This is a genomic window from Levilactobacillus tangyuanensis (assembly GCF_003946545.1).
In the GTDB taxonomy this organism is placed as follows: domain Bacteria; phylum Bacillota; class Bacilli; order Lactobacillales; family Lactobacillaceae; genus Levilactobacillus; species Levilactobacillus tangyuanensis.
This window is the reverse complement of sequence record NZ_RHOA01000003.1, coordinates 217,452-230,450: the sequence shown is the minus strand read 5'-3', so window position 1 is coordinate 230,450 and position 12,999 is coordinate 217,452. Positions and strand designations below refer to the sequence as shown.

The 12,999-nt window shown below is 49.9% G+C and carries 14 protein-coding genes; 2 read left to right on the top strand and 12 right to left on the bottom strand.

All coding sequences use genetic code 11. The features are described from left to right. Positions 1-5 precede the first annotated feature (5 nt). The 6 genes from EKM96_RS04310 to EKM96_RS04285 all read right to left on the bottom strand — a co-directional run bounded on the left by EKM96_RS04310 (position 6) and on the right by EKM96_RS04285 (position 4,625). A complete protein-coding gene (locus tag EKM96_RS04310; protein WP_125640218.1) occupies positions 6-791 on the bottom strand; it encodes a ribonuclease HII in 786 nt (261 codons plus the stop codon). Further along, a complete protein-coding gene (gene ylqF / locus EKM96_RS04305) occupies positions 784-1,647 on the bottom strand; it encodes a ribosome biogenesis GTPase YlqF (protein ID WP_125640215.1) in 864 nt (287 codons plus the stop codon). The genes EKM96_RS04310 and ylqF overlap by 8 nt, the downstream gene beginning before the upstream one ends. Before the next feature lie 293 nt (positions 1,648-1,940). Further along, positions 1,941-2,162, bottom strand: coding sequence for a YozE family protein (locus EKM96_RS04300; RefSeq protein ID WP_125640212.1), 222 nt, complete (start codon positions 2,160-2,162; stop codon positions 1,941-1,943). Positions 2,163-2,173: 11 nt separating this feature from the next. After that, entirely contained in the window at positions 2,174-2,773 is a 600-nt protein-coding gene (locus EKM96_RS04295; protein ID WP_125640209.1) for a YpmS family protein, read from the bottom strand. Between the two features lie 15 nt (positions 2,774-2,788). After that, positions 2,789-3,706: a GDSL-type esterase/lipase family protein gene (locus EKM96_RS04290; RefSeq protein WP_125640206.1), complete on the bottom strand. Its 918-nt coding sequence runs from the start codon at positions 3,704-3,706 to the stop codon at positions 2,789-2,791. Positions 3,707-3,773: 67 nt separating this feature from the next. Next, the gene (locus EKM96_RS04285; RefSeq protein ID WP_125640203.1) at positions 3,774-4,625 is read right to left on the bottom strand and encodes a DegV family protein; all 852 of its coding nucleotides are present in this window, start codon (positions 4,623-4,625) and stop codon (positions 3,774-3,776) included. A gap of 150 nt (positions 4,626-4,775) precedes the next feature. Here EKM96_RS04285 and trhA point away from each other — a divergent pair, with 150 nt between their 5' ends. Continuing rightward, complete coding sequence (trhA, locus tag EKM96_RS04280; protein WP_125640200.1) at positions 4,776-5,417, top strand: PAQR family membrane homeostasis protein TrhA; 642 nt, start codon at positions 4,776-4,778, stop codon at positions 5,415-5,417. A gap of 40 nt (positions 5,418-5,457) precedes the next feature. Here the strand turns inward: trhA and EKM96_RS04275 are convergent, their stop codons facing one another. The 4 genes from EKM96_RS04275 to EKM96_RS04260 are packed head-to-tail and all read right to left on the bottom strand — an operon-like array spanning position 5,458 to position 10,047. Beyond that, positions 5,458-5,949, bottom strand: a complete 492-nt coding sequence (locus EKM96_RS04275) for a dihydrofolate reductase (protein WP_125640197.1) — start codon at positions 5,947-5,949, stop codon at positions 5,458-5,460. A 16-nt stretch (positions 5,950-5,965) separates the two neighbouring features. After that, positions 5,966-6,916 (bottom strand): thymidylate synthase, encoded by a 951-nt coding sequence (locus tag EKM96_RS04270; RefSeq protein WP_125640194.1) that lies wholly within the window; start codon positions 6,914-6,916, stop codon positions 5,966-5,968. Positions 6,917-6,926: 10 nt separating this feature from the next. Beyond that, positions 6,927-8,822 (bottom strand): ABC-F family ATP-binding cassette domain-containing protein, encoded by a 1,896-nt coding sequence (locus EKM96_RS04265; protein WP_125640191.1) that lies wholly within the window; start codon positions 8,820-8,822, stop codon positions 6,927-6,929. A gap of 34 nt (positions 8,823-8,856) precedes the next feature. Then, entirely contained in the window at positions 8,857-10,047 is a 1,191-nt protein-coding gene (locus EKM96_RS04260; RefSeq protein WP_125640188.1) for a CCA tRNA nucleotidyltransferase, read from the bottom strand. 172 nt (positions 10,048-10,219) lie between these two features. Between EKM96_RS04260 and EKM96_RS04255 the strand changes: the two genes are divergently transcribed. Then, positions 10,220-11,113, top strand: coding sequence for a YitT family protein (locus EKM96_RS04255; RefSeq protein WP_225417590.1), 894 nt, complete (start codon positions 10,220-10,222; stop codon positions 11,111-11,113). Positions 11,114-11,232: 119 nt separating this feature from the next. On the opposite strand, the gene EKM96_RS04250 is transcribed toward EKM96_RS04255, so the two are convergent. Both EKM96_RS04250 and EKM96_RS04245 read right to left on the bottom strand, forming a co-directional pair. After that, a complete protein-coding gene (locus tag EKM96_RS04250; RefSeq protein WP_125640182.1) occupies positions 11,233-12,492 on the bottom strand; it encodes a tetratricopeptide repeat protein in 1,260 nt (419 codons plus the stop codon). 113 nt (positions 12,493-12,605) lie between these two features. Further along, positions 12,606-12,881: an HU family DNA-binding protein gene (locus EKM96_RS04245; RefSeq protein ID WP_011667553.1), complete on the bottom strand. Its 276-nt coding sequence runs from the start codon at positions 12,879-12,881 to the stop codon at positions 12,606-12,608. Positions 12,882-12,999 lie beyond the last annotated feature (118 nt).

The following is a 12,999-nucleotide window of genomic DNA, read 5'->3' as shown; positions in this document are numbered from 1 at the left end:
GAGGATTAACTCCGTGATGCTTGGTTAATTATTTTTTGAACCGGTGAAAAAGTCGTTCGATGGATGGGGGTGACCCCGCGATCGGCTAACCCTGTCAGGTGCTCCTTAGTGCCATAACCGGCGTTATTAGCAAAGCCATAGCCAGGATACAAAACGTCATAGGTGGCCATCAGATGGTCACGATAGACCTTAGCAACGATGCTGGCCGCGGCCACGCTAGCACTCTTGGCATCACCCTTAATTAAACGGGTTTGCGGGACCTGAACCGGGATCTGCATGGCATCGACGATTAACTGTTGGGGAACGACCCCTAGTCCCATGACGGCCCGCCGCATGGCCACCCGGGTAGCTTGATAAATGTTAATATGATCGATCAGCTTGGGACTGCCAATCCCAATACTAACGGCAACTGCCTGATCCAGGATTAACGGATATAATCGTTCCCGTTCCTTGGCGGTCAGTTGTTTTGAGTCGTTTACCAATGGGATATCAAAGTCATGTGGCAAAATGACGGCACTGGTCACCACGGGCCCCGCCAGCGGACCGCGCCCAACCTCATCGATCCCCGCGACCTGGTCGCCCTGCGCCCAAAAATCCCGCTCATATTTGAGTCGATTCTGAAAAGCAGCCTCGGCGAGACGGCCCTTTTCAATGCGTCGTTCAATTTGGCCGAGTAGTTGTTGGGCGCCCTTGCGAGAATCCAAACGAAGCGTGGCCAAACGCTCATCATCGAGGCTAACCACGTCGTTTAGATCCTGCTTTAATTGACTAAGACTGGGTTGCTTAGTCACTGGTCGTCGCCTCACCTTGGGGTGCCCGATCAAGGGTAAAGCCGCCCAGCTTCTTACGGCGGGCATCTTGAATCAACCGTTCGCTACCGCGTTCATAGTCGTCACGCATACCGATCTTACTAGTGATCTTCAGTAGGAGATCAACGTCGCTCAGACTCATGTCGTCCGCCGTCAGATGGTACCGGTCCTGCAAGGCCGGTTCGTGGTATTGACGGAAGAAACTCAACGCATAGAGGGCCACGTCATCCTTGGCGTACAACTTTTCCTTGATGGCCCCGGTCAATGCTAGCTTAAGGGCTGTTTCCTGGTCCTTAAACTTTGGCCAGAGAATCCCTGGGGTGTCCAATAATTCAAGTTGCTTACTTGAGCGTAGCCACTGTTGTCCCTTGGTTACCCCTGGCGTATTGCCGACTTGTGCCGCCTTGCGGTTAACCAAGTGGTTAAGCAAGGTTGACTTGCCGACATTCGGAACGCCGACGGTCATGGCCCGCACTGGCCGCTCCTTCAGGCCCTTAGCCTGTTCCGCAGCCAACTTGTCTGCCAACAAGCTTAGCGCCAGTTTGGTGATTTGTTTAGGCGTCACATTGGCTCGGGAATCGATAGCAATGGCCCCCTTGCCCTGTGCGCGATAGTAGCGAATCCAGGCAGCGGTTTGCTGGGGATCGGCCAGATCCATCTTGGTCAAAATAATTAAATGGGGCTTGTCCTTAGCAATTCGGGCAATTTCGGGATTTCTGGATGCACCGGGAATGCGGGCATCTACTAATTCAAATACAATATCGACCAGATGAATATTTTCTTCCATCTGTCGAATGGCCTTGGCCATATGGCCAGGGAACCATTGAATGTTACTCATAAGTTAGTCTCCTCTATTCATACAATCGCGTGATAATAAATTTTGTGTTGGGCGACGGTCTTGTGAAGACGCTACCGCTACTTAATCGTTAAATGTCTGGGTAGTGGTCGATGGGTGACGACGCATGGAGCCTACCCAGAATTTCAAGTACATCTATTCTACCATGTTTTACCAGCAAATTAGATGTTAGCCGGCCTTCGCTCATTAAAAACTTAGTCAGTCGGCAACGGTCACCCGACCTAAAAAAGCTCACTTCTTCGAGTGGGCTTCCTTGGTCAGACTAGCCAGTCATCCTAGGCCAGTGCTGCTAAATAGAGTTGCCAAGCATCGTCGAAGATGGTCATCGATGGCAAGTAGCCGGCATTTTCCTCTAAATATTTTGAAATTTCAGCAAAATCCGTTTCTTGCTTGGGAAAGGAACTGTCATAGAAGGCATTGTTGGCAAAAGTCGCGACCGGATCATAACTCTCGGGATTACGCTGGGTCATGAGATATTGGTAAAATGACTTAGGCATCTAAATCCTCCTTAGTTTTTGGGAATTCGTGCCTGGAAGACAAACTTTCCGGCACCGTTTAGATCGATTTTCTTCGCCGCATACGATAGTTTCTTACCGTGGCCGATGGCCGTCAAGTGCAGGGTCATGGTTTCATCCTTCACGTTCATAGCGACCCACTTTGGCAGGGGATAATTCTTATCGATGTAGCTCATAACAAAGCTGACTGGGACCGGTAAGGATCCAATCGAGAGCTTCTGTGCCTTTAATTTCACGTCACCCGAAGGCAGAACGGTTGGTTTAAAGAGCAAGACAAAGTTGACGTTGGCCCCTAAAACCTGGGTTGATCCCGTCAGCATGGCGTGATCGGTCACTTGGAAACGATACTTTAATGGATGGCCCTTCAAGGACTTATTGACGTAGTAGTCGGCCAAGGCATTCACTTGTTTTTTATTGAGCGTGACATTGACGTCGGTGCCGCCACTCACGGGCTTGGTCGTGGTCGCCTCTTGGCTACCAGAGAACACCTTCACACTCATCGTGACTGCGGTGAGCAGGATGATGGCCACCAGGGCAATGAAGCCCCATTTCCACCAATTTCGTGGGGTATTCGTTTTGGCATGTCGTTGCATGGATTCGGTTCCTCCTTACTTCAATAACCATTGCTGATGGGCCTGCATTTGTTGATAAGCGTAGCGGGTCATCAGTCGATACCCTTTTGCATTCGGGTGAAAATGGTCTTCATTGGATAAATAATCATTGCGTTCATCGCTACTGTCGCTCGCCAGAATCTGGGCCTGGAAGCTTTGTGCCGACAATTTACCGTCGTTGGCCTTCTGAGCATCTCGCTTGAGCTTGGCCTGCTGGGTTGCCGACTTGAATTGACCAACCGACATGGCCCGACTGATGTTCACCATGTAAAGGTGATCAAAGGTCGTGGCCGTCGCCGTGGTTTTAGCGTTCCAGTCATCAACAGCCTTGGTAATTTGGTCAAGATTGGCAAAGTAGACGTAGATGGGATTGTAAATCGTGTACAGATAGATTGGCGCATCCGGATTCAGCTTGCGTACTTGCGTTAACAACGATTTCAATTTTTTCTGATAGGTCGTTTCTGCCGAGTCCAGTTGGTGATTTAACTTCGACTGCTGATTGATGGTGACGTTTTTAGTTAGCGTCTGTAACAGGTCGTTGCCACCAACGGTCATGGTGATCGCCTGGGCCTTCTTAACCTGACGCTGCATCTTACGACTATCGGTCAGTCGCTGCTCAATCTGATCACTGCGGTCCCCAGACTTACCATAGTTGTGCATAATAACACGAACATGGTCCTTCTCGTGAATCATGGTCTTTAGTCGACTGGTATAGCCGCCTTGCTTCTGCTGATCGCCAACGCCCTCGGTCAGGGAGTCACCCAGGGCCACAATGCGAACCACAGAACGCTTGTTGCTGGGCGTACTCGAGACGGTTGTCCGGGCACCAGGATGCCAGTACGTCACAACGGCCAGGACAATTAAGACGACCAGTAAGGCAACCCCAATCACCTTGCTTAGATTTTTGAGTTTCATGTTAGATCCCCCTCAGGATAAAGAAAAAGCGGTGACGTCGCCACCCCTTCTTCCAAAAGTACAATGACTATTTAGTTGGGTCGGTGTAATACATTAAGGCAAAGGCGCCCATACCACCATGAGTTGCGATAATTGGGACCGTTTCACGGACCAAAACATCTTGCTTAGGGAACAACTCGTGTAAGTGTCCCGTGACCTTCTCAACGGACTCAAAGGCTTCCACGTGAGAAATGCCCATGGCCATGATGTCTGGTGTCTGCTTCATTTGGTCGTAAACCTTATCGAAGTACCGGTCAATGGTCTTCATGCCTCGACCCTTGGCCCGGATCTTCAGTTCACCACCGGTTACTTGAAGAACAACCTTAATATTTAATAATGACGTTAACATACCCGCGGCCCGGCTTAACCGACCACCCTTGAGGATGTTCTCTAGGGTCACAACACCCATGAAGAGATGAGTGTGATCACGAACAGCCACGGCCCGATCCAGAATGGCTTGGGTGTCGGCACCGGCTGCTGCCAATTTGGCTGCCTCAACGACTTGGAAGGCCAATGCCTGGTCCGTGTATTGACTGTCGACAACGGTCACGTCAGTCTTCGTTAATTGGGCAGCCTGTTCGGCGGTGTGGACGGTCCCACTAATTGCCGCCAACATGGTGAAGCAGATGACGGAACTGCCATCTGCTCCCAACTTGTCAAAGGTTTCAACAAACTTACCTAATGGTGGTTGGCTGGTCTTTGGCAACGTCTTAGACGTTTTCATTTTCTCGATAAATTCTTTATTTGTGATGGATTCCCGTTCAACGTAAATCGTGTCATCAATCATGACCGTCAACGGGATAATGGTGATGTCGTAATCTTGGATTTGCTGATCGGTAAGTCCGGCAGACGAATCCGTAACGATTTTAATTTTAGCCATGAGATCCCACTCTTTCTAACCAGAGAATTTGGTTTATGCTACAATATGCGTAATGAAACATACAGTAGTAGTATAGCAGAGTTAATAACATTTTTTAAGTAGGAGTTGTCGGGTCTGGTTGTCCCGTCAACCCCATAAGGAGGATATGGTTTGCCAAATACACGGAGCCGCACCTATCAAATCATTAATGAAATCTTAAATGCAGCCACTCATGGAATCGGTGCCGCCCTGAGTATTGCTGGATTGGTCATCTTGATCCTACAGGCACACGCCCGCGGAGGGGCCTTACGGATGACCACCTTTACCATTTATGGTATCATCCTCGTCTTGTTCTATTTAGCCTCAACCCTATTTCATAGCCTGTACTTTACCCGTGCGAGTCATGTGTTTCAAATATTTGATCACTGTGCTATCTATCTCCTGATCGCCGGGACGTATACCCCATTCAGCCTGGTTGTGGTTGGTGGTAAGCTGGGTTGGACCATGTTCGGCATCATTTGGGCCATGGCCATCCTAGGTATCATCTACAAGGCCATCTGGCTGGGACAATACCAGAAACTCTCAACGGTCATTTACGTGGTGATGGGCTGGATGTGTCTCATGGGCATTCAGCCCCTATATCACGGCTTAGGCTCCATTGGCTTCTTGCTGTTATTCCTGGGTGGCGTCGCCTTTACAGCCGGGGCCGTTCTGTATAGCTTTAAGAATATCCCCTTCGGTCATGTCATCTGGCACCTGTTCGTCATGCTGGGCACGGCCCTCATGTACTTCAGCATCTTGTTATACGCCTAAATTAAAATGGATGTGGGAATTGACCCCCACATCCATTTTTTTATTGTCGTTGATATTGCTCAAATTCATAGTTGTAAGGGTTAGCCGTATCGCGGACGCCTTGACGGCTTTTGACCAAATTGAATTGATCATAATCGATGGCTGGCATCCAGGTATCGCCATCAAAGTCGGCATCGATGACGGTTCGATACAACCAATCGACATCATCGAGGAGGGCCGCAAATATTTGGGCGCCGCCGACAACGAATAATTTTTCAGTTGGCCGTTCCCGAGCATACTCGCGGATAGCTTCGATACTATGGAGAACGATGACCCCCGCCGGAAATTTGTCCGCGGCCTGATGGGTCACGACCACATTAGTTCGGTTGGGTAGTGGCCGTTTGAACGACTCGAATGTTTTCGCGCCGGCAATGACCGTGTTATCCGTGGTGACCGTCTTAAAGAAGTGCATGTCGGCGGGTAAATGCCAAGGTAATTGGCCGTCCTGGCCAATTACACCATCGTGACCTTCCGCCCAAAGAAAAATTAACATCGCGTGAACACCCTTTCTATACGGCTACGGGCGCCTTAATGGTCGGCGCCGGATCGTAACCAGTGAGTTTGATATCAGCCATTTCATAATCAAAAATACTGGATTTGTCTGGATTCAACCAGAGCTGTGGCGCGGCCTTAGGGGCCCGGGTCAGCTGCTCGGTAATTTGGTCAATATGATTGCTATAGATGTGGGCGTCACCGAGTGTATGGACGAAGTCGCCCACCTCCAGGCCCACTTCCTTGGCAATTAAGGACGTTAACAGCGCGTAGCTGGCAATGTTAAACGGCACCCCAAGGAAGATGTCACCACTACGTTGATAGAGCTGACAGCTTAATTTACCGTCATTGACGTAGAATTGAAACAAGGTGTGGCATGGGGGCAGTGCCATGGATGGCACGTCTGCGGGATTCCAGGCCGAAACGATCATTCGTCTTGAGTCGGGATGGGTTCGCAAGGTCTCGATGACATTGGCCAGTTGGTCAATGGTTTCCCCGTTATGTCCCTGCCAGGCTCGCCATTGACTACCGTAGACCAAGCCTAAATCTCCATATTGGTCGCCGAATGCCTGATCGTTAAGAATGCGGTCGCAAAACGCCTTTTTTTCCGCCTGGTACTGCGTGTTAAATGCTGGATCGCTTAAGGAACGACGACCGAAGTCGGTCATGTCGGGACCATGGTAGGCGGGACTATCAACGTAGCGTTGGAAGGCCCACTCGTCCCAGATGTGATTATGGTGCTGCAGCAAGAAGCGAATGTTTGTGTCACCCCGCAGGAACCAGAGCAGTTCCGACTTAATTAAGCCAAAGGGAACTTTTTTGGTCGTTAGGAGCGGAAAACCCTCCTGTAAGTTGAACCGCATCTGATAGCCAAACAGGCTAATTGTGCCAGTGCCCGTCCGATCGGTCTTCTTGTGTCCAGTGGTTAAAACCGTTTTTGCCAGGTTTAAATAGGCCTCTTCTAACATGATTGCGCCCCTATTCTGCGTATTCGCTCAGGTATTCCCAACGAGCCATCTTGTCGTCTAATTGATGATCTAAGTCATCCAACTGGGATTGCAGCTCAGCCAGTTTACCATAGTCATCACCGTTAGCATTCATGGCCGTTTGTACTTGGGACTTTTGGTCTTCGAGACCGTCAATTTCGCCCTCGATGCCTTCCCATTCCTTTTGTTCAGCATAGGTCAGCTTAACCTTCTTCTTGGGTTGATCCGCCTCGTTGACGGCGGGCTTTGCCGCTTCCTTTGGCTTGGACTTTGTGGCCTGCTTACTTTCGGCTTGGCTGGCAGCCAGGTAACTACTAAAGCGGCCGGAATACCGGTCAATTTTCCCGTTGCCATCGAAGATCAACAGGCGATCGGCAACCTTGTCCAGGAAGTACCGGTCATGAGAGACCGTGATGACGGTCCCGGCAAATTGGGAAATATAGTCTTCAAGCACCGTTAACGTGCTGATATCCAGGTCATTGGTGGGTTCGTCCAAGAGTAAAACATTGGGCTGTTCCATCAGAAGCTTCAACAGATACAGCCGGCGTTTTTCACCACCGGAGAGCTTTCGAATCAGCGTGCCGTGCATGAACCGTGGGAACAGGAACTGTTCCAACAGTTCGGTGACACTGACGGAGTTCCCCTGATTGTCGGTGACCTGTTGCCCAACTTCCGAGAGATAACTAATCATGCGTTTATCTTCAGGGATCGGCTCGATCTGTTGCGTGTAGTAAGCCATCTTGACGGTCTCCCCAATTGATACCAGACCGGAATCCAAGGGTAACCGATTCGCAATCACGTTGAGCAGGCTGGACTTACCGGCCCCGTTCTCGCCGCTGATACCGATTCGTTCGCCACCCTGAATCAGGTCCGTGAAGTCCTTCAAGATGACGTGACCGCCCAATGACAGATTGGCATCCTTCAGTTCGATAACCTTTTTACCCAAGCGTTGCTGGCCTAATGAAATCGCCACATGATGTTCTACCTGACGGGTGCCCTGCTGGCTTTCAATATCATTGAAGCGGTTGATCCGGGCCTGTTGCTTGGTGGAACGGGCCTGAGCACCGGCCCGCATCCAGGCCAGTTCCTGCTGATACAGTCGCTTTTGTTTCTTTTCGGCCTCGGCCTCGAGGTTGACGCGTTCAGCCTTCTGTTGAACGTAGGCCTGGTAGTTTCCTGGGTATTGATAGAGTTTCCCGAAATCAAGTTCCCAAATTTGGTTGGCAATTTGATCCAGGAAATACCGGTCATGGGTCACAACGAGTAAGGCCCCTTTATAAGAAGCCAAGTACTGTTGTAACCAGGCAATTGAATCAAAGTCCAAATGGTTGGTCGGTTCATCTAATAACAAGAGATCGGGTGACTGAATCAAGACTTGTGCGAGACCCACCCGTTTGATTTGGCCTCCAGACATGGTTTTGATGGACTGGGATAGATCGGTAATTTTCAGTTGAGTCAGGATGGTTTTAACGTCACTCTCGGCCGTCCAGGCTTCCTCTTCATTCATCTGGGCCTCGGCATCCAGATAGCGTTTCTGAGCCGCCTCGTCCTCAGGATGGGCACCATAGGCGGCTAATGCGGCCTCGTACCGTCGAATCGTAACGAAGACCGGTTGATCACCAGAGAAAACGGCATCCATCACCGTTAAATTCTCGTCAAGATCTGGTTTTTGCGTGAGGTACCCAATGGTATAGTCCTTGGGCGTGGCGAGTTCCCCATCGGGTTCGTTCGCAATCCCTGCCAAGGTGTTAAGCAGGGACGTCTTCCCACTACCGTTGACCCCGATCAAGCCAATGCGATCGTGCTCGTTTATGATGAAGTTAAGATCATCGAATAAGGTCTTTTCCCCATAGGTTCGATGTAAATGTTCTGCTCTTAATGTCTGCATAATCTCTTCACTTTCTTCTCTATCAATCTATAGATTACTGAATTGCTGCAATTAGCGTAGGGGCGTCATTCGGCAATTCCCCACGAACCACTTGCTGTTCCAAAGTTTTCAGGTCTGCCCCCAGTTGTGGTCCTGGCTGCACGCCGGCCTGCATCAGATCACGGCCGGTGACGGCTAATTCTTTCTTCGAATGGATGGGCAATTCTGTCCATTGCGTGGCTAAAAGTGGTTCCCGATCGGCGGCGCCTAAAATAACGGCCACCTCATTGGCAATGGCCAAACGATCAGCGCCACACTGGTAGACTTCCCAGGCCAGTAAATCACGTTCTAAAAGTAACCGGGCAGCCGTGGTGGTTGCCTGAACGTCGGTGATCATTTGGTTGGCTGTCTTCCAGGCCTTCAAGAAGGTCCCGATTTGACTCGTTGCCAGGCTGAATTGGGTGGTCAGCAAGGTCCAGGCCGCCGTTTCGGAAGATAGGCCGGCCTCTAGTCGTTCACTCAGGTCCTTCAGTGAGGCCCGGTGACCGACAAACTCTGGACAGTATTGCCAGAGACCGGTCGTCATGAATGCCGCCAGGCCACGCTTGGGTGCCTGTCCCTGTAAGAGTTTTAACAATTCCACCTGCGTGCGTTCCACCGCAATCTTCTCGAGAAGCGACGCATGATCGGCGATGGCCTCCAGAGTTTCCGGAACGATGGTAAAGTCGAGCTGACTGGCAAAGCGCACGGCCCGCATCATTCGTAACGCATCTTCATGGAAACGCTGCTCCGGATCACCCACGGCACGGAGTTGCTTGGCGGCCAAATCGGCCAGGCCATCGAACAGGTCGATGACTTCCCCATTTTCCTTCATTGCTAGGGCATTAATGGTAAAATCCCGTCGCTTGAGATCTTCAGCCAATGACCGAACAAAGGTGACCTGATCGGGTCGCCGGTAATCGGTATAGGTTGATTCTGACCGGAAGGTGGTCGTTTCATAGCCGGTTCCGTGGTCCAGGATCATGACCGTCCCGTGTTCGATTCCCGTGTCAACGGTCCGCTTGAATAGCCGCTTGACCTCTTCTGGGTAGGCGCTAGTGGCAATATCAACGTCATGAATGGATTTCCCCAGGATGGTATCACGAACGCTTCCCCCGACAAAGTACGCCTCGTAGCCGGCAGCTTCAATGGTTTGTAGAACTGGTCGCGCCAGTTCAAATTCTTGTGGTAAGTGTTCTAGTTTCAAATTATTCACCCTTCTACCAGCAATTTCTGTTGTGGTTCCCTATGTCAGTCTAACAGATTCATTGTCAGAATTGAATTGAAACCCCGAATTGGTTCCATGGGTTTCTGCCCGTTCTCAGACGGCCTGTGCTATGATAAAAGGTAGTAAACGTTTTCGGCGAGGAGTAGATTGGATGAGTACGAGTAAGGATGAATCAATTCGGTTAATTGACCTAATCATGATTGGCATTGGTTGTGCCATGTTTGGTTTTGGCCTGGTATTTTTCAACATTGCCAATCATTTGGCGGATGGCGGGGTTTCCGGGATTACCTTGATTTTTCGGGCACTCTTTCATATCGATCCGGCCTACTCGACCATTATCATTAACGTTCCCCTGATTCTAATCGGTTGGCGTTATCTGGGGCGACAATCCCTGATCTATACTATTTATGGGACGTTCATGTTGTCCCTGTTTCTGTGGGTCTGGCAACGAGTGCCCATCCACATTGAGCTCCATGGTGATTTGCTCTTGTCGGCCTTAGGCGCCGGCATTATTGGCGGCTTTGGCTCCGGATTGCTTTACCGCTATGGTGGGACGACCGGCGGGACCGACATTATTGCCCGGATATTTGAGCGTTTCCGCGGGGTTCCCATGGGGCGAACGCTATTATGGTTAGACGTGATTGTTCTGATGTTCTCCTTGGTTTACATCGATATTCAACACATGGCCTACACCCTGATTTACTCCTACGTCTTCGCCAGAATCGTGAACTTCACCCAGGAAGGCGCCTATGCCGCTCGCGGGGTCATCGTGATTTCCGATCAACACCAGGCCATTACGGATGAGATTATGGATGAACTTCAGCGTGGTGTGAGTCTCATTCATGGTGAAGGTGGCTACTCTCATCAGCAACGGCAAATGATTTATGTGGTGGTCGCTCCGAGTGAGCTCCATCGCTTACGACAAATTATTCAGCGCAACGATCCCCGCGCGTTTGTTTCCGTGATAAACGTGAATGAAGCTTTAGGCGAAGGCTTTAGTTTTGAAGTACCACAAAAGAATTGGTTCAGTCGCTTCCGACATTGAGTTTTGGGCTGGCAACCGCGGTTTTTGCGGTTGCTTTATTTATTGGGGATAAGTTAAAGTAATATTTGTGTCGTAACTAAAAAGGCAACTCCAATTAAGAAGTCACCTTGAGCACTCGTTTATTCCTGATAGCCTTCCAGCATGAGCGCCATCTCGGTATCATCTGGCACGACCTGCAAATAGGCCTGCAAAAGCTTGACCACCTGGTCCGTGGCCCCTTCCTCACGATAGAAGTAAATGGCCGACTGTAAGAAATCTGCCTGGTCCATGAAGAATGGTTGCGCAGCATCGTAATACTTGCGGGCTAAGTCGAAATCTTCTTGGTGTTCCGCCGTAACGGCCAGATTCCAATACAATTGCGGATCGGCATCGTCATTCTTAACGTATGGCTGAACCAGCGTGGCGTTGTCCGCCCACCGTTCCTGCTTAACATAGAGATTGCTTAGTTGAATGACGGCGTTCAAGTCGTCCCCATCAAGCTCATGGCCGTGTTCCAGGTAGGACTCTGCCAGCTTCTCATCGTCCAATTTAGTGGCCACATGAGCCGCCTGCAGCCAGAGCTTCTCGTTATACTGGTCAACACCCAAGCCCTCCTGCAACGTCGTCAACGCCTCTGGAAGCCGGTTCTCTTCCTCCAAGGCCTGGCCCAGATAAGGATATAACGACGTGTAATGAGAATCGGTATCTTTTAACTCCTCGAACAGCCGGATGGCGGACACCCGGTCCTTTAATTGCAGGTAAGTGAAGGCCGTTTCAAATTTGACGTCCGGCGTCATTTCACCGGAATGAATCTGTTTCAAGTATCCGATCGCCTGTTCGAAGCGCCCAGCGTTGGCGTAGGCCACCCCAAGTCGTTCAACGATATTCACTTGCGACAGCGTCGTCGTTCCCGCCATAATCAGATCGAGATACAGCGGAATGGCCTTCTGGAACTCACGCATCGTGAAATACAATTCCGCCAGAGCAAAGGTAATCACCGGTTCATCTGGAGCCAATTCCTTGGCCGTCAGCAGCTTCTGTTCGCTAACCTCGAATAGTTCCTGGGTCTGATATAGATCGGCCGCCACCAGCAAGGATTCCACGTACGCTGGGGAGTCCGGTTTAACCTGATTCAGGTAGTCTAAGGCCTCGTCGTTTTTATCCTCATCGATGGCGATATCGGCCAAATTAGTTCGCAGCTCGTCTTCGTCGGGATACTTTGTAAGCAACTTTTCATAAATTCGCCGAGATTGGTTCAAGAAGCCTAGGGAGTAGAGCTCTTCTGCCAGACTAAACAGGGTATCGTCGTCATCGTGTCGCAGTGATAAGGCATACTGCTTCTTAAAATCCTCGAGTTGCCCTTTTTCCAATTGGTCTAATGCTGATTGTGCGTAGCTCATGACCCGCCTCCATTACTTTTTAAATGTCTTTTTATCATTTAATTTTAGCGTATTAAAAAACCAGCCCAGTAAGGACCGGACTGGCCTTTCAACGGTTAAATAATTAATTTTAATTACTTAACAGCATCCTTTAAAGCTTTACCTGGCTTGAATGCAGGTACCTTGCTTGCAGGAATTTGGATTTCTTGTCCAGTTTGTGGGTTACGGCCCTTACGAGCTGCACGTTCACGAACTTCAAAGTTACCAAAGCCGATCAATTGAACCTTTTCGCCTTTTGCTAACGTTGCTTGGACAGAATCGAAGACTGCGTCTACAGCAGCCGTTGCGTCCTTTTTAGTTAAGCCAGTTGCAGTTGCAACATCGCTAACCAATTGTGCTTTGTTTGCCATGTGTGAATTCACCTCCTGAATAGAAGCTTAGATGAATGAACATCTAGTGGTCATTTTTGAGTGGTCCAAAAATGATGAAACAAATACGGTCAGCCGCATCATTTCTTTATCAAAGATA

Coding starts and splice junctions, on each gene's coding strand:
- EKM96_RS04245 (WP_011667553.1), bottom strand. CDS start 12,881: ATGGCAAACAAAGCACAATTGGTTAGCGATGTTGCAACTGCAACTGGC.
- EKM96_RS04250 (WP_125640182.1), bottom strand. CDS start 12,492: ATGAGCTACGCACAATCAGCATTAGACCAATTGGAAAAAGGGCAACTC.
- EKM96_RS04290 (WP_125640206.1), bottom strand. CDS start 3,706: ATGAAACTCAAAAATCTAAGCAAGGTGATTGGGGTTGCCTTACTGGTC.
- ylqF (WP_125640215.1), bottom strand. CDS start 1,647: ATGAGTAACATTCAATGGTTCCCTGGCCATATGGCCAAGGCCATTCGA.
- EKM96_RS04300 (WP_125640212.1), bottom strand. CDS start 2,162: ATGCCTAAGTCATTTTACCAATATCTCATGACCCAGCGTAATCCCGAG.
- EKM96_RS04270 (WP_125640194.1), bottom strand. CDS start 6,916: ATGTTAGAAGAGGCCTATTTAAACCTGGCAAAAACGGTTTTAACCACT.
- EKM96_RS04275 (WP_125640197.1), bottom strand. CDS start 5,949: ATGTTAATTTTTCTTTGGGCGGAAGGTCACGATGGTGTAATTGGCCAG.
- EKM96_RS04285 (WP_125640203.1), bottom strand. CDS start 4,625: ATGGCTAAAATTAAAATCGTTACGGATTCGTCTGCCGGACTTACCGAT.
- EKM96_RS04295 (WP_125640209.1), bottom strand. CDS start 2,773: ATGCAACGACATGCCAAAACGAATACCCCACGAAATTGGTGGAAATGG.
- EKM96_RS04265 (WP_125640191.1), bottom strand. CDS start 8,822: ATGCAGACATTAAGAGCAGAACATTTACATCGAACCTATGGGGAAAAG.
- EKM96_RS04255 (WP_225417590.1), top strand. CDS start 10,220: ATGAGTACGAGTAAGGATGAATCAATTCGGTTAATTGACCTAATCATG.